Here is a 16,497-nt window from a genome sequence, read left to right as displayed (position 1 = left end):
GCGTCCGGGGGCGGCGTTACCACGCGGAGCATGGGAACGATCAGTGCCAAAGTCGGGTTACAGGTCTGCCAAAGTCGACACCAGAATCGCCTTGATGGTGTGCATGCGGTTTTCCGCTTGCTCGAAGGCGATGCAGGCCGGCGACTCGAACACGTCGTCGGTCACTTCGATGCCGTTTTTCAGGTGTGGATACTGTTCGGCGATCTGTTTGCCGACCTTGGTATCGCTGTTGTGAAATGCCGGCAGGCAGTGCATGAACTTGGTGCGCGGGTTGCCGGTGGCTTTCATCAGCTCGGCGTTGACCTGATACGGCAGCAGTTGCTGGATACGCTCGGCCCAGGCTTCCACCGGCTCGCCCATCGATACCCAAACGTCGGTGTGGATGAAGTCCACGCCTTTGACCGCCGCTTTCGGGTCTTCGGTCAGGGTGATGCGGGCGCCGCTTTCCTCTGCGTATTTTTTGCAGCGATCGACCAGATCGTCGTGCGGCCACAGGGCTTTCGGCGCGCAGATGCGCACATCCATGCCGAGTTTGGCGCCGATCAGCAGCAGCGAGTTGCCCATGTTGTTGCGCGCATCGCCCAGATAGGCGTAGCTGATCTCGTGGATCGGCTTGTCGGCGTGCTCACGCATGGTCAGCACGTCGGCAATCATCTGGGTCGGGTGATATTCATCGGTCAGACCGTTGAACACCGGCACGCCGGCGAACTTGGCCAGTTCTTCGACGATTTCCTGCTTGAAGCCACGGTACTCGATGGCGTCATACATGCGCCCCAGAACGCGGGCGGTGTCCTTCATGCTTTCCTTGTGGCCGATCTGCGAGGAATTCGGGTCGATGTAGGTGACGTTGGCGCCCTGGTCATAAGCGGCGACTTCGAACGCGCAGCGGGTGCGGGTCGAGGTTTTTTCGAAGATCAGGGCGATGTTGTTGCCCTTCAGGTGTTGCTGCTCGGTGCCGGTGTACTTGGCGCGCTTGAGGTCGCGGGACAGGTCGAGCAGGTAGCGCAGCTCGCGTGGGGTGTGGTGTTCCAGGCTGAGCAGGTTACGGTTGTGAATGTTGAACGCCATGATGATTCTCCTTGGATTCGGTAATCGGCCCGGCCGCTACGGGATAGGTGCGGCCGGGGAGATGGTCGTTTAGTAATCGATAGGGTCGCGGATGATCGGGCAAGTCATGCAGTGGCCGCCGCCACGGCCGCGACCGAGTTCGCCGGCGCTGATGGTGATGACCTCGACCCCGGCCTTGCGCAGCAGGGTGTTGGTGTAGGTGTTGCGGTCGTAGCCGATGACCACGCCCGGTTCCACGGCCACCACGTTGTTGCCGTCGTCCCATTGCTCGCGTTCGGCGGCGAAGCTGTTGCCGCCGGTTTCGACGACGCGCAGTTTCGGCAGGTTGAGGGCTTTGGCCACGACGTCGAGGAACGTGCCTTCTTCGCGACGGATGTCGATGCCGCCCTGTTTGCTTTCGTCAGGGCGCAGGGTGAAGGCGACGATCTGGTTCACCACTTCCGGGAAGATCGTGACGAGGTCGCGGTCGCAGAAGCTGAACACGGTATCGAGGTGCATCGCCGCGCGAGACTTCGGCAGGCCGGCGACGATGACTTTTTCCACGGCCTTGTTCTTGAACAGGTTCAGCGCCAGTTGGCCGATGGCCTGGCGCGACGAGCGCTCGCCCATACCGATCAGCACCACGCCGTTGCCGATTGGCATGACGTCGCCGCCTTCGAGGGTCGAGCTGCCGTGATCCTTGTCCGGGTCGCCGTACCAGATCTCGAAATCGGCGTTGGTGAACTGCGGATGGAATTTGTAGATGGCGGTGGTCAGCAGGGTTTCCTGACGACGGGCCGGCCAGTACATCGGGTTCAGCGTCACGCCACCGTAGATCCAGCAGGTGGTGTCGCGGGTGAACTGGGTGTTCGGCAGCGGCGGCAGAATGAAGCTGGAGTGGCCGAGGAAGTCGCGGAACATCTGGATGGTCTTGCCACCGAAGCTGTCCGGCAGGTCATCGGCGGACACGCCGCCAATCAGGAATTCGGCGATGTGTCGCGGCTCCAGGCTTTTCAGCCAGGATTTGACTTCGTTGATCAGGCCCAGGCCCACCGAATCGGCGGTGACCTTGCGCTCGAGGATCCAGTCCAGCGCTTCCGGGATGGCGACGATGTCGGTCAGCAGGTTGTGCATTTCCAGGACGTCGATCCCGCGCTCACGCATCTTGGTCACGAAGTCGAAATGGTCGCGCTTGGCCTGAGCGACCCACAGCACGTCGTCGAACAGCAGTTCATCGCAGTTGTTCGGGGTCAGCCGCTGATGGGCCAGACCTGGGGAGCAAACCATGACTTTGCGCAGTTTGCCGGCTTCGGAATGGACGCCGTACTTAACTTTTTCCGTGGTCATTTCAGTGATCCTCCAGAGTGAAAACGTTGGGCAATTACAGAGTCAGGAAGCCGTCATACAGTCCGTAGGCTGCCACCAGGGCGCCCACGACCACTGCGGCGAAAATCAGCTTCTCGACGTTGGTGAAAACCGGTTGTTTGAGTTCGAGCTTGGCCTTGGCGAACAGGATCGCGCCGGGGGCATAGAGCAGGGCCGAGAGCAGCAGGTACTTCACGCCACCGGCGTAAAGCAGCCAGACCGCGTAGATCAGGGCGATGGCGCCGATGATCAGGTCCTTGCGCCGTTCGGCCGCGAAGCCTTCGTAGCTTTCGCCGCGCACCGCCAGCAGCAGGGCGTAGGCCGCCGACCACAGGTACGGCACCAGAATCATCGAGGTGGCGAGGTAGATCAGCGACAGGTAAGTGCTGGCCGAAAACAGAGTGATGATCAGGAACAGCTGCACCATCGCGTTGGTCAGCCACAGGGCGTTGACCGGCACGTGGTTGGCGTTTTCCTTGCGCAGGAACTCCGGCATGGTGTGGTCCTTGGCGGCGGCGAACATGATCTCCGCACACAGCAGCACCCACGATAGCAACGCCCCGAGCAGCGAGATGATCAGACCGACGCTGATCAGCACCGCGCCCCAGTGACCGACCACGTGCTCCAGCACGGCGGCCATCGACGGGTTCTGCAGTTTGGCCAGTTCTGGCTGGGTCATGATGCCCAGCGACAGCACGTTCACCAGCACCAGGAACAGCAGCACGGTGATGAAACCGATCACGGTCGCCTTGCCGACGTCCGAACGTTTTTCCGCCCGGGCCGAGAAGATGCTCGCGCCTTCGATGCCGATGAACACCCACACGGTGACCAGCATCATGTTGCGCACCTGGTTCATCACGCTGCCCAGATCCGGGTTTTTCACGCCCCAGATATCGGCGGTGAAGATGTCCAGTTTGAAGGCGAAGATCGCGATCAATACGAACAGCAGCAGCGGCACGACCTTGGCGACTGTGGTCACCAAGTTGATGAACGCCGCTTCCTTGATCCCGCGCAGTACCAGGAAGTGCACGGCCCATAGCAGGACAGAGGCGCCGATCACGGCTGCAACGGTGTTGCCTTCCCCGAAAACCGGAAAGAAGTAGCCGAGGGTGCTGAACAGCAGAACGAAGTAACCGACGTTGCCCAGCCAGGCACTGATCCAGTAACCCCAGGCCGAGGAGAAACCCATGTAATCGCCGAAACCGGCCTTGGCGTAGGCGTAGACACCGCCGTCCAGGTCAGGCTTGCGATTGGCGAGGGTTTGAAAGACGAAAGCGAGGGTGAGCATGCCGACAGCGGTGATGGCCCAGCCAATCAGTACCGCGCCGACGTCGGCACTGGCGGCCATGTTTTGTGGCAAAGAGAATATCCCGCCACCGATCATTGAGCCGACTACCAACGCGACCAGTGCACCTAGTCGTAGTTTTCCGGGAGCTTCAGACATTGCATGACTCCATTGCAGGAGAGAAGAGTTCACAGCGTAGTTCTGTTGGCTTTTCAAACAGCTGACTTAGATCAGTGCATGGTCACATTCCATTGTTAATGAATGACTTATGAACCGGATGAAGGCATAAGGCTATTGTCTGTAAGGCCCGTCCTAGAGGCTTTTTGGGGAAATAATTAAGAATGGATCCTATTACTTTCGAATTATCACGCTAGTTCCTTTTCAGGTTTTGGCAAATTTTTCAGCGCTGTTTTCAGTACAGAATTGATTTATCAGGATTCGCGCACAAAATTGTCTGAACGTGCTATGCGTTAGTGCCGATGGCTATATATAACGGTTGTAAGTTGGCGTTATTCAATAAACGTCATACGCTTTATCCATTTAGTTAATAGCCGGTTGTATAACGGTTTCGCGGCCCATGCCGCCCTGGGAACCTGGAGACGCTGGAATGTCGCAACCGACGCAAAAACTGCGCCTTGGCGCACTGATCGCCCTGGTGGTGGGTTCGATGATTGGCGGGGGGATTTTTTCCCTGCCGCAGAACATGGCAGCCCGAGCCGATGCCGGCGCCATCCTGATCGGCTGGGGCATCACCGCAATCGGCATGCTCACCCTGGCGTTCGTGTTCCAGACTTTGGCCAATCGCAAGCCGGAACTGGACTCCGGCGTGTATGCCTACGCCAAGGCCGGGTTCGGCGATTACATGGGCTTTTCGTCCGCGTGGGGTTACTGGATCAGTGCCTGGCTGGGCAACGTCGGGTATTTCGTGTTGCTGTTCAGCACCCTCGGCTACTTCTTTCCGGTATTCGGCCAGGGCAATACGCCGATTGCGATTGGCTGCGCTTCGGTGTTGCTGTGGGCGGTGCACTTTCTGGTGATGCGCGGGATCAAGGAAGCCGCGCTGATCAATCAGTTGACCACCGTGGCCAAGATCATTCCGCTGATCATGTTCGTGGTCATCGCCGCCGTGGCCTTCAAGGCTGACGTGTTTACCCGCGACATCTGGGGCCGCAGCAATCCGAATTTCGGCGGCGTGATGGATCAGGTGCGCAACATGATGCTGGTCACCGTGTTCGTGTTCATCGGTATCGAAGGCGCCAGCGTTTACTCGGCGCGGGCGGAGAAGCGCACCGATGTGGGCCGTGCCACGGTGATCGGTTTCATCGGTGTGCTGGCGCTGCTGGTGCTGGTCAATGTGTTGTCGCTGGGGATCATGAGCCAGCCGGAACTGGCGACCTTGCAGAACCCGTCGCTGGCCGCCGTACTGGAACACATTGTCGGGCCATGGGGTGCGCTGCTGATCAGCGTGGGCCTGGCCATTTCATTGCTCGGTGCGTTGTTGTCGTGGGCGCTGTTGTGCGCCGAGATCCTGTTCGCCACCGCCAGGGACAACACGATGCCGGCGTTCCTGAAAAAGGAAAACGCCAACCATGTGCCGGTCAATGCGTTGTGGCTGACCAATGTGATGATCCAGATTTTCCTGCTGATCACGCTGTTTTCCGCCGGCACTTACACCAGTCTGATTTACCTCGCGTCGTCGATGATTCTGGTGCCGTATCTGTGGTCGGCAGCCTATGCCGTATTGCTCAGCGGGCGGGGGGAAACCTATGAACATGCCTCCGCCGAACGCACCAAGGATCTGCTGATCGGCGGTATCGCCCTGTGCTACGCAGTGTGGTTGCTGTACGCCGGCGGGGTGAAATATTTGCTGCTGTCGGCGCTGCTGTATGCGCCGGGGGTGATCCTGTTCGCCAAGGCCAAGCATGAGCAGGGCGAGCCGTTGTTCACCACGCTCGAGAAGGGGATTTTCACCTGCGTCATTGCGGGGGCCGGGCTCGCGGCCTACGGGTTGTACAGCGGCGTGTTATCTCTGTGAGATTGCGGCTCGACTATCAGGGGGCTTACGACTGGCCGGCGATGCCCGGTTTCCTCGCGAAAACGGTGGAGAGGTCACCACTGCGCCCGATGTGAACCCAATTCAGTTGCCGGCAAAGTCCACTGCAACGGCGTTCCAGCAATACGCAGCGGCGCCTGAAGCCGATGTGCCGGCCCCCATGGTGTCTGCTCCAAGCTCAAGCTTTGATCCTGTGGATTTTCCGGAAGCAACGCCTGGTCAGTCCCCGGTCCATGCTCGATCAACAACTTCGCCGTCCGCGCCAGCGACAACCGCGCCGATCCACCTCGACCACTGCGTAACCGTTCAGCCAGCAACCGAATCACACTCGCTGCCATCAGATACCCCGTCGCATGATCCAGTGCCTGCACCGGCAGCGGTGTCGGTTTTTCCGCCTGCTTCCAGCGCTGCCCGGCCTCGGCGATTCCGCTGCTCATCTGCACCAGACTGTCGAAACCCCGACGGTTCTGCCACGGGCCGCTCCAGCCGTAGGCGTTGAGGCAGACATCGATCAACCCCGGCGCCAGTTGTCGGCGGCGTTCGACGCCAAAGCCAAGTTGTTCAAGGGCGTCGGCGCGATAGCCGTGCAACAGAATGTCGGCATCCTTGAGCAAACTTTCGAACACTGCACGATCTGCTGGCTCATGCAGATCCAGTCGCGCACAACGTTTGCCGAGGGTCACTTCCGGCACCACGCCGGGTTCGTTCCAGGTCGGCGGGTCGATGCGCAGCACGTTGGCGCCGAGCCCCGCGAGGAAGCGGCTGGCGGTCGGGCCGGCCAGTACGCGGGTCAGATCGAGCACCTTGAGCCCGGCCAATGGCCGCGCCACCGAGCCTTGCCAGGGTTGATGACTTTCTTCTTTCCCATCACTGAAATGCACCAAGGGTTCGGCATTCACCGCCAACCCTTGCGGATGTTTCTGCCACTGTTCCCAACTGCGCATTTCAGCCGCGCACCCCTTGGCTTCGACCACCGCCCGCTCCAGATCGGCACTGGCCCATTGCGCGACTTTTGCTGCCATCGCCGCGCGGTCGGCACAGGCGCCGAGCACGCTTTCAGCGGCGGCGCGGTGATGCGGGGCGTTGGTGTGCAGGCGGATCCAGCCGTCTTTGGTTGCGTAGTCGCCGGCCACCGGATCCCACAGCGGCGGCACTTCCCAGCCGATCGGCCGCAGCGAGGTGGCGAACCAGAACGAGGCGAGGCGACAGTCGACTTCTACGCTGGGCAAGTTGCCGGTTTGCTGCTGAAGGAGTTCGCCGACCGCTTGCCCGGCAGCGGCAATGCTCGCGCAGGCAAGGTCGGTGACGGCAAACGCCGAGGGCAGGGCGCCCTCGCCGGTGAACGGAATCGGTGTGCGGGACAAGCCGAGCGCGGCTTGAATGGACGTGAGCAGATCAGTCATCGAAGGCCCTCCGGAACGAGAGGGCAGAATAGTGCAAAACGCTGTTGGCTTAGATGAAATCCCCGATTGACCGGACATCACCGGTCCCTGTGGGAGCTGGCTTGCCAGCGATTACGCAGTGCCAGTCGACAATGTATCGACTGATCTACCGCCATCGCTGGCAAGCCAGCTCCCACAGGGATTCAGGGCGACTGCGATCACACGCGGAACTGATCCATCAATTTCATCTGCTGACTGGCCAGTGCATTGAGCTGGCTGCTGATCGCCGCCGATTCGGTGGCCTGTTCGGTCAGGGTTTCGGTGACGGTGCGGATCGCCGAGACGTTGCGGTTGACCTCTTCGGCCACCGCGCTCTGCTGTTCGGCGGCGCTGGCGATTTGCAGGTTCATGTCGCTGATCACGGTGACCGCGTCGCTGATCTTGCCGAGGGCGTCCACGGCCTGGCGGATCTGCCCGGCGTTGTTGTGGGCCTGGGTCTGGCTCGAATGCATGGTCGCGACCACGCCACGGGTGCCGGTCTGGATGCGTTCGATCACCACGCGGATTTCTTCCACCGAATCCTGGGTGCGCTTGGCGAGGTTACGCACTTCGTCGGCCACCACCGCAAAACCACGGCCGCTTTCACCGGCACGGGCTGCTTCGATTGCGGCGTTCAGCGCCAGCAGGTTGGTCTGCTCGGCAATGCTGCGGATCACCTCCAGCACCGAACCGATCTGCTCGCTGTTGACTGCCAGCTCTTCGACCTCGGTGACCGCTTTGCTGACTTCATCGGCCAGTTGATTGATGTCGCGGGTGCTGCGCTCGATGATCGACATCCCGTCCTTGGCCGACTGGTCGGCGCCTTTCGCCGCGTTGGCAGCGTTCGAGGCGCTGTTGGCCACGTCGTGGGCGGTGGCGCTCATTTCGTTGGAGGCGGTCGCTACCTGATCGATCTCGCGGAACTGCACCTGCATGCCTTCGCTGGTCTGGCGGGCGATTTCCGACGACTGATCGGCGGTGCCACGGGCTTCGGTGATGCTCTGTTTGATCTGGGCGATGGTCGGTTGCAGCTTGTCGAGGAAGCGGTTGAACCAGTTCACCAGTTCGCCCAGTTCGTCTTTCCTGGTGTAGTTCAGGCGCTGGGTCAGGTCGCCTTCGCCGCTGGCGATGTTCTTCAGCATTTCGGCGACGCTGTTGATCGGGCGGGTCACGCCGGAGGCGGTCAGCCAGATCAGCACCAGACCGATCAGGCCGGCGATCACGGCCACCGCCAACGCGGTAATCATGCCGGTTTCCTGCGCGTCGTCGAGCACTGCCTGGAGCTTGACCGAGTCGGCCAGCAGCACTTGTTTCGGCAGGTCGATGACCACGCCCCAGGCCCGGGAGTTGCCAATCGGATCGACCGGGTACACGGCGCGGATCAGGTCGCCCTGTTCGAGAATCTTCGGCGTGCCGGCGCTCAGCAGTTGCAGGATGTCCTTGCCTTCGGCACCGAGAGTTTCGGTGATGCCTTTGCCGACTTTGGTTGCGTCGGTGCTGTAGGCGCCCAGCACGCCGCTGCCGGAGACGATCAGCATGTGTCCGGCACTGTTGAACAGCTCACGCTGGGAATTGACGGCCGCCGCTTGCAGCGCATCCAGGGCAATGTCGATGCCGACCACGCCGATGGCCTTGCCGTCCACCAGCAACGGTACGGAAATGGTGGTCATGAGCATTTCCTTGCCGCCCACGGTGTCGGCGTAAGGATCGAGCAGGCAGGTGCGCTTGTTGTCGCGAGGGCAGGTGTACCAGCTGTTGTAAGGCGTGCCGCTGACGCTGAGGGTGGTCTTGTTCATGTCGTCTTCGACCATGATCGTGTTCAGCGACGGACCCGCAGCACGGCTCCAGTAACTGGCGAAACGCCCCGCCTCGTTGGACTGACGCGCGACATCGTTGGCGAATTCGCTGTCCTTGCCGTCCAGTCCGTTGGGTTCGAACGCCAGCCAGATGCCAAGCACCTTGCTGTTGCGTTCGAAGGCGGTTTTCAGGCTCTGGTTCAACTCTTCACGCAGGGCGCCGGCGTCCAGCGAACGCTTGGCAGCCATGACGCGCATGTCCTTGACCTGGTCGGCCAGGGCGGTGATCACCAGCAGGCTCTCGCCGAAGGTTTTCTGCACTTGCACCGCCTGTTCGGCAGCCTTGGCCTGCAGCAGGTCCTGCACACTGGCGGTGAGCATCTTGCTGCTGGAAGTGCTGACCAGTTCGTCGTTCTGGTTGGTCTGGTAAATATTGATGCCAACGATCAGCGCGACCACACCGAGCAGGCACAGGCCGGACAGCAGGACGATTTTCAGGCGAATGGACAGAGAGTCGAACATGGGACGTTCTCGCGAATGGATGAGCTGTTGGCTAAGAGGCAGGAAGGTGCCCGGTTCGCCAAATCCATCCAGCGCCATTCAATGCTCATCGGCGCGGGGCGAGGGCGCATGAGCTGCATGCCGACGAACGGTCATGGCTAAACGTTTGCGCGGGTAAAAGCCCTGAAAACAAGGGAAAAATCAGGAAATCTTCGGCAGCGCTTCCGGTCGTGACCAGATCCAAAGGTTGCCCATCGTCATCCCCACAATCGCCAGATAGATCGGCCAGCCGTGATCGAGCATCACCAGCATCAGCGTGGCGCACAGCAACATGCTGACGGTGGCGCTGACCTTGGCCTTGCGGGCGATGATCTTGCCGTTACGCCAGTTGCTCAGGATCGGGCCGAACAGCCGATGGTTTTCCAGCCAGGCACTCAGGCGCGGCGAACTGCGGGTCGCAGCCCAGGCGGCGAGCAGGATGAACTCGGTGGTCGGCAGGCCGGGCACGACGATGGCGATCAGGCCGATGCCGAGGCTGACATAGGCGAGCAGGCCGAACAGCAGGCGGGCGAGTCGGGAGGCGGCGGGTTGGGGCATGGGCTCAGCGAGAGGCTTATGTGACAGGGTGGGAATCTTACAGACTTACGCAATTCCTTGTGGGAGCTGGCTTGCCAGCGATAGCGTCCGGTCAGTCGACAGGGATGTTGTCTGACACGCCGTCATCGCTGGCAAGCCAGCTCCCACAGGGTTTACGGTGTGGCTGGGATCAGGCGGGTTCGGCTTCTGTGGCGTAAGCCTGTTCCAGCAGCACGGTGAAGCGGTTGAACGCATCGATCGCGCCTTGCTCCACTTCGGCTTCCTCTTCAGCGCTGAATTGCAGCGAATCGAGGGTGCGTACAAAGCGCTTCCAGCCTTCGGCGCGACCGCCTTCAGGCTCGCCCAGATGACGGGCGCCAAAGGTTTCGCTCAGGTCCAGCGCGACCGCGCGTTTGATCAGGAACGCAGCGCCGAGCTTGGAACCTTCAGAGACGAAGATCCAGCCCAGGGCGCGGGCCTTGCTAGGGTTTTTTACGGCGCCGGCGACTGGCGCAGGCACTTCGGTGTCGAGGTCGGCGAGGTCGGCCCTGGCCGCTTCGGCGCGGCAGCGGGCCGGCAGGTCAGGGACGATGGCGGTCAGTTCGGCATCGTTGTACAGCGCCACCAGCTCCGACTGGAACAGGTACTGCGCGACCACGAAACGGGCGAAATTGGCGCGGGTCTCGAACGGCGCGTGGGCCTTGACCAGCGCATCGAGCTTGCTGTGCGGCTCGTGGGTGATCTGGTTCAGGCGTTGCGAACGCAGGGCTTTTTCCGGGGTGCTCATGAGATGTCCTTGAAAAGAAGAGGCGCTTGATAACGAGACGTACGGGCAAGCGCCGGACAGTAAAAAAACCTCACGGCGCGGCCATGCATGCGCACCGTGAGGTCATCCGGATCAGATATCCCAGACCAGGTTGATCGCGAAGTTGCGACCCGGCTGGGTCAGGCGATCGAGGTTGGCCGGTTGTGTCACCGAGGCTTCGCCGACGCTGTCGTAACCGCGCACGTCATCCCACAGCCAGTATTTCTTGTCGGTCAGGTTGTAGATGCCGCCGCTGACGGTGACGTCGTCGGTGACCTTGTAATAACCGGCCAGATCGAGAATGCCGAAGCCCGGAGTCTTGAACTGACTGCTGACGCCGTCAGGTGATTTGAAGTTGCTGTCGTCGACGCGATCCTTCTTCTTGACCACGGTCCAGCTCAACAGGCCGCCGTAGTTGTCCTGGTCGTAACCGAGGCCGAACACGCCGGTCAGCGGGTTGACGCTGTTCAACGGCTCGCCGTTGTCGTTGTTGCGTCCGTAGGCGTAGGAGATCGAACCCTGGGTGTACAGGCCTTGCGGCGCACCGAAGGAATCGAGGTTCAGGCGACCTTTGACTTCGGCACCCTTGATGGTGGCGTGCTTGATGTTGCTGGACTGGAAGGTCAGCTCGTCGTAGCCAGGGGTGACGGCGTCTTCGTTGATGAAGTCGCGGTACTTGTTATAGAACACCGCCACGTCGAACGAGCCTTGCTCGAAGTTGCCGCGCAGGCCGGTTTCATAGCTTTTGCTCTTCTCCGGTTCCAGGTCCGGGTTCGGTGCCACGTTGTAGCCCGTGGTGCTGTTTTCGAAGCGGCCATACAGGGCTTTCGCGGTCGGGGTGCGGAAGCCTTCGGCGTACTGACCGTACCAGGTGTAGTTTTCGGTCAGGGCGTAGGTCAGGCCGAATTTCGGCGAGACCTTATGCCAGGTCTTGTTCTCGTCGCTGACCGTGCCATTGCCGTCGGCGGCCACGGTGTTGAGGAATTCCTGGGTGATATGCGGCTTGAGCTGGGTGTAGTCGTAGCGCAGGCCCGGCAGGAAGGTCCAGTTGTTCCAGCTGATCTGATCCTGGGCGAACAGGCTGTAGGTGTTGATGGTCGGGTCCGGGAAGTCGCTGGACTTCTTCAGTACGTCAGCCGCGCTGGTCGCGCCGATGGCGGTGCAACCGCGACCGACCGCCAGGCACTTGCCGTCGCCGCTGCGCGAACCGGTGACTTTCTGCTGCTTGATCGTGGTGCCGTAGGTCAGCACGTGATCGGTGTCACCGATGGCGAATGCCTTGTCCAGTTGCGCATCGAACACCCACTGTTTTTCCTCGTAGATCGTGTCGCGGGTGCGCAGGACTTTACGGGTGATCGGGTAATAGAACTCGTCGGTGCTCTGGTCGGTCTTGGCGGTCTGGTGGTTGAGGCTCCACTTCACGTTGTCCGCCAGCAGGCTGTCGAGCTCGAAGCTGTGCTCCAGGCCGAAACGCTCGCGGGTGATGGTGTCGTTGCCGGTACGCCACTGGTACATGCCGCCGGGCAGCACGCTGTTCGGGATCGTCGGGGCACCGTTGAAGTACGGGCCGCCGTAGGCGCTTTTCTGATCGGTGTCGCGATCATCCTTGTACTTTTCGTAGGTCAGGCCCAGGCGCGAACCTTCGTTGTAGTTCCAGCCGATCTTGGCCAGCACGTTGGTGGCTTTCACGTCTTCCGGGTTGGCGGCGGTGCGCTCCAGGCCCGTGCCGTTGTTGCTGCCGTAGGAATCGGTTTCGTGACCGTCGCGCTGGCTGTAGTGCAGCAAGCCGTCGAACTGGTCGGCGCGACCGGCGACGGTGGCGGATTTCAGCCAGCTCTCGTCGGCGGAGCTGTAGCCGGTTTTCAGGCGAGCGCCGACGTCTTTGCCGGGCTTGATGATGTCGTCCGGGTCGAGGGTGTAGTAGCTCACGGCGCCGCCGATGGCGTTGCTGCCGTACAGCACCGAGGCCGGGCCGCGGAGGATTTCGACGCGTTTGACGATTTCCGGGTCGACGTAATTGCGCTGGGTCTTGGCGTACGGACCATTGAAGAAACCGTCCGGCACTTCGACGCCGTCGACCTGAGTCAGGATGCGGTCGCCGTCGATGCCGCGAATGTTGTAGCCGCTGATCCCGCCGCGCTGGCCGGCGCCGCCGACGGACACACCCGGCTCGTAGCGCACCAGATCCTTGATGGTATTGACGTTGTTGCGATCCAGATCCTCGCGGGTCTGTACGGTGACGGTGGCCGGCACGCTGTTGATCGACTGTTCCTGACGGGTGGCGCTGATGGTCACCTGATCAAGATTGAGTGCGCCGCTGCTGGCGCGTTTTTCCAGCACGACGTTGTTGTTGCTCAGTTTGCGAAAGCTCAGGTTGGTCCCCACCAACAGGCGCTCAAGAGCTTTCTCCGGTGGCAGCGAACCGCGCACGCCCGGCGACGACACGTCCTGACCCAGTTGCGCCGGCAAACCGACCTGCCAGCCCGTGACCGCGGTGAACGCATTGAGCGCCGACACCAGCGGCTGTTGGGCAATGGCGAACGAGTAGTCGCCCATGTTGCGCGCCGGCTGTTCGTTCGCGGCCATCAGCGGCGCGGTGCCGGCCATCAGGATGGCGGCGGTCAGCAGCGACAGCACGCGGGAAGGGGAAGAAGTCTGGCGGGTAAGGCGTGAGGACATCGATAGCGCTCCGTGTCGCACGAATCTTTATAGGTGCTGATTGATCCGGCGAGATGCGAATCAATTGCATTGGCTATAACGAGACGAACGAGCTTTGGCTATCGAGTAAAAATAATTCTCATTTAGTTCAGAATCACCAGCGCCGGGAATTCTCGAAGCTTGGCCGAGGTGATGTGCGCGAGCGAACGCACCACGTCCAGCGGCTGGTCGAGACGGTAATTGCCGGTGACGGCGACGTCGGCCAACTGTTCGTTGGTGTTGATGATGAAGCCCGGATAGTAGCGGCGCAGTTCGGCCAGTACCTGTTTCAGCGGGCAGTTCTCGAAGATCAGCCGACCCTGCACCCAGGCCAGATCAGTGGCGGCGTCGACCTTGGCCGGGTGGTCGAAACCGTTGGGGCCGATGCGGATGCTTTCCCCGGCGGACAGTCGCACGCGGGCATCATCGCGGGTCGCACGCAGATCGACATCGCCACGCTGCACCCGCACCTGCGCCACGCCGTCCAGATAACGCACGGCAAACGCGGTGTCGCGCACGCTGGCTTTCACCGGGCCGGCGTCGATTTCCAGCGGCTGGCTGCGGCTGGCCGGGATCTCGAAAAACGCTTCGCCCTGATACAGCCGCGCGACTCGCTGCTGATCGTTGATGGTGCTGGAGAACGCGGAGTTGGTGTTGAGCAGTACCTTCGAACCGTCCTCGAGCTGCAAGCGCTGACGTTCGCCGACCACGGTCAGGTGATCGGCCTGCAAACGCACCGGCAGGTTGCTGAAGCTGAACAGCCCGAGCAGCAGCACGGCGGCGGTGGCCAGCGGTTTCCAGTGCGGGCGCAAGCGAGTGAGGACGGTGACTTTCTTCGGTTTGGCCGCGAGGTTCTGTGCGCACTGGGCGATCTGCGGGCCGTCCCAGATTGCCTGGGCCTTGGCGAACGCCTCGGCGTTCAACGGATCGGCCGACAGCCAGGCATGGAATTGCCGGGTCTGCTCCTCGTCCGGACTGCCGAGCACGATGAGCCAGTCCAGAGCCTGGTCCATTGCGCTGGCGGCGTCCTGCGCCGATGAAGGCGAAGGGGAGCGGTGGATGTCCGTCACGGTGTTTCCTCGGCAGTGTCTGTGCACGGCTGTTTTTTTAGTGAAGCGTAAAAGTCGGGCAAGGGTAACAAAGCCCGATGATCAGTGCAGTCGATCCTGAGGTTTACAGAAAAGCCCTACGGCATCAGTCGCCATTCAAACGCTCGGCGACACCGATGCAGATGGTCATGATCAGTTTGAGTTCTTTCTGCACCGTGCTGAGAGAGACGCTCAGTTCTTCGGCGATTTCCTGATAGCTGCGCCCGTGCAGGCGGCTGAGGATAAAAATCTGCTGTTGGCGGGGACTGAGTTCAGCGAGGCTCACGTTCAGGCGCTCCAGCAATTGTTCGGCGTGGGCGGCGTCTTCGGCACTGCTGGCGGGGGCGGCGACGCTGTGCACCACGTCCTGCGGCACGTCGTCGACCATGGTGCGCGAATGGATCTTGCGCGCACGCAAATGGTCCAGCGCCAGGTTGCGCGCGGTCTGGAAGACAAAAGGTTCAAGGTGATCGATGGCCCGTTCGCTCAGCGCCCGGGTGACGCGCAGGTAGGTTTCCTGCAACAGGTCTTCGGCGGTGCTGTGGTTGTTGACCATCCGTTCCAGAGTCCGCAGCAGCGTAGTGCGCTGGGCGAGGAAGACGTGATTGAAGTGTGATTGACTCACGGGAAGACCTGATCCATTTCGGGTGAATGATAATGCTTATCATCCGCTCGAGTGGTCAAGCCTTGATTTCAAATTGGAATAATTGACCATGTGGGAGCTGGCTTGCCAGCGATGGAGGTGGGTCAGCGGATATCCATATTGGATGTGCCGACTTCATCGCTGGCAAGCCAGCTCCCACAGGAATCAGGGGCGGGGGATTATTCCGCGTTGCACAGCGCCAGGCAGTTATCGAGCATGCGGTTGGAGAAGCCCCACTCGTTGTCGTACCAGGCCAGCACTTTCAGCAGTTTGCCGCTGGATTTGGTGTGGTTGGCGTCGAAGATCGACGACAGTGGGTTGTGATTGAAGTCGCTCGATACCAGCGGCAGGGTGTTGAAGCCGAGGATCTTCGAATGCTGGCTCGCGGCTTTCATCAGGGCGTTCACTTCATCGGCCGAGGCTTCGCGCTTCAACTGCACGGTCAGGTCAACCAGCGACACATTGATCACCGGTACACGCACGGCCATGCCGGTCAGTTTGCCCGCCAGTTCCGGCAGCACCAGGCCCACGGCTTCGGCGGCACCGGTCTTGCTCGGGATCATGTTCTGGGTGGCGGAGCGGGCGCGGTACGGGTCGGTGTGATAGACGTCGGTCAGGTTCTGGTCGTTGGTGTAGGCGTGAATCGTGGTCATCAGACCGCTTTCGATGCCCAGCTCGCGGTGCAGCACCTGGGCCACCGGGGCCAGGCAGTTGGTGGTGCACGACGCGTTGGAAATGATCTGGTGCGACTGGCGCAGGATGTCGTGGTTCACACCATAAACGACGGTGGCATCGGCGCCCTTGGCCGGGGCCGAGATAATCACTTTGCGTGCGCCGGCGGTAATATGCGCGGCGGCTTTGGCCCGGTCGGTGAACAGACCGGTGCATTCGAACACCACATCAATTTTTTCCGCGGCCCATGGCAGGTCGGCCGGGTTGCGGATGGCGCTGACCGAAATGCGGTCGCCGTTGACGGTCAGGCTCTCGTTGTCATGAGCCACTTCGGCGTCGAATGTGCCATGAACGGTGTCGTACTTGAGCAGATGCGCATTGATTGCGCTGTCGCCCAGATCGTTGATGGCGACGATCTGCAAATCCTGACGATAGCCTTGGGTATACAGTGCGCGCAGGACATTACGGCCGATGCGGCCAAAACCATTGATTGCGATTCGAAGAGTCATTGAACAGCGCCGCCGTCGTTTTGTTGTTGGAATTACAAG

Annotated in this window: 11 protein-coding genes and 2 pseudogenes; 1 reads left to right on the top strand and 12 read right to left on the bottom strand. The window is 61.1% G+C overall.

The features are described from left to right. Nucleotides 1-57: 57 nt before the first annotated feature. From ACTJK7_RS05715 to arcD (ACTJK7_RS05705), 3 genes are all read right to left on the bottom strand, one after another. A complete protein-coding gene (locus ACTJK7_RS05715) occupies nt 58-1,068 on the bottom strand; it encodes an ornithine carbamoyltransferase (protein ID WP_011335626.1) in 1,011 nt (336 codons plus the stop codon). A 69-nt stretch (nt 1,069-1,137) separates the two neighbouring features. Beyond that, the gene (gene arcA / locus ACTJK7_RS05710) at nt 1,138-2,394 is read right to left on the bottom strand and encodes an arginine deiminase (RefSeq protein ID WP_064598972.1); all 1,257 of its coding nucleotides are present in this window, start codon (nt 2,392-2,394) and stop codon (nt 1,138-1,140) included. A gap of 34 nt (nt 2,395-2,428) precedes the next feature. Further along, entirely contained in the window at nt 2,429-3,856 is a 1,428-nt protein-coding gene (arcD, locus tag ACTJK7_RS05705) for an arginine-ornithine antiporter (RefSeq protein ID WP_108563075.1), read from the bottom strand. 448 nt (nt 3,857-4,304) lie between these two features. Between arcD (ACTJK7_RS05705) and arcD (ACTJK7_RS05700) the strand changes: the two genes are divergently transcribed. Then, nucleotides 4,305-5,732, top strand: coding sequence for an arginine-ornithine antiporter (gene arcD / locus ACTJK7_RS05700; protein WP_282473724.1), 1,428 nt, complete (start codon nt 4,305-4,307; stop codon nt 5,730-5,732). A 74-nt stretch (nt 5,733-5,806) separates the two neighbouring features. Here the strand turns inward: arcD (ACTJK7_RS05700) and ACTJK7_RS05695 are convergent, their stop codons facing one another. The 9 genes and pseudogenes from ACTJK7_RS05695 to gap form a co-directional block, all read right to left on the bottom strand. Next, the gene (locus ACTJK7_RS05695) at nt 5,807-7,153 is read right to left on the bottom strand and encodes a CoA transferase (protein WP_440779835.1); all 1,347 of its coding nucleotides are present in this window, start codon (nt 7,151-7,153) and stop codon (nt 5,807-5,809) included. 197 nt (nt 7,154-7,350) lie between these two features. Further along, nucleotides 7,351-7,878 (bottom strand): annotated as a pseudogene (locus ACTJK7_RS05690) (methyl-accepting chemotaxis protein); the annotation flags it as partial. A gap of 330 nt (nt 7,879-8,208) precedes the next feature. Beyond that, a pseudogene (locus ACTJK7_RS05685) lies at nt 8,209-9,216 on the bottom strand (PDC sensor domain-containing protein); the annotation flags it as partial. A 453-nt stretch (nt 9,217-9,669) separates the two neighbouring features. Beyond that, entirely contained in the window at nt 9,670-10,065 is a 396-nt protein-coding gene (locus ACTJK7_RS05680) for a YbaN family protein (protein ID WP_011335620.1), read from the bottom strand. A 169-nt stretch (nt 10,066-10,234) separates the two neighbouring features. Then, nucleotides 10,235-10,831 (bottom strand): biliverdin-producing heme oxygenase, encoded by a 597-nt coding sequence (locus ACTJK7_RS05675; RefSeq protein ID WP_236196528.1) that lies wholly within the window; start codon nt 10,829-10,831, stop codon nt 10,235-10,237. A 111-nt stretch (nt 10,832-10,942) separates the two neighbouring features. Then, a complete protein-coding gene (locus ACTJK7_RS05670; protein ID WP_440779834.1) occupies nt 10,943-13,528 on the bottom strand; it encodes a TonB-dependent receptor in 2,586 nt (861 codons plus the stop codon). 122 nt (nt 13,529-13,650) lie between these two features. Next, a complete protein-coding gene (locus tag ACTJK7_RS05665; protein WP_440779833.1) occupies nt 13,651-14,616 on the bottom strand; it encodes a FecR family protein in 966 nt (321 codons plus the stop codon). A gap of 124 nt (nt 14,617-14,740) precedes the next feature. Further along, a complete protein-coding gene (locus tag ACTJK7_RS05660; RefSeq protein WP_064383735.1) occupies nt 14,741-15,259 on the bottom strand; it encodes an RNA polymerase sigma factor in 519 nt (172 codons plus the stop codon). A 197-nt stretch (nt 15,260-15,456) separates the two neighbouring features. Then, nucleotides 15,457-16,458 (bottom strand): type I glyceraldehyde-3-phosphate dehydrogenase, encoded by a 1,002-nt coding sequence (gap, locus tag ACTJK7_RS05655; protein ID WP_064383734.1) that lies wholly within the window; start codon nt 16,456-16,458, stop codon nt 15,457-15,459. Between the last annotated feature and the right edge of the window lie 39 nt (nt 16,459-16,497).

The sequence above is a fragment of the Pseudomonas sp. 22085 genome (assembly GCF_052045815.1).
Lineage (GTDB): Bacteria > Pseudomonadota > Gammaproteobacteria > Pseudomonadales > Pseudomonadaceae > Aquipseudomonas > Aquipseudomonas glycinae.
The sequence above is the reverse complement of the archived record's forward strand: the minus strand, read 5'-3'. Positions and strand labels throughout refer to the sequence as shown.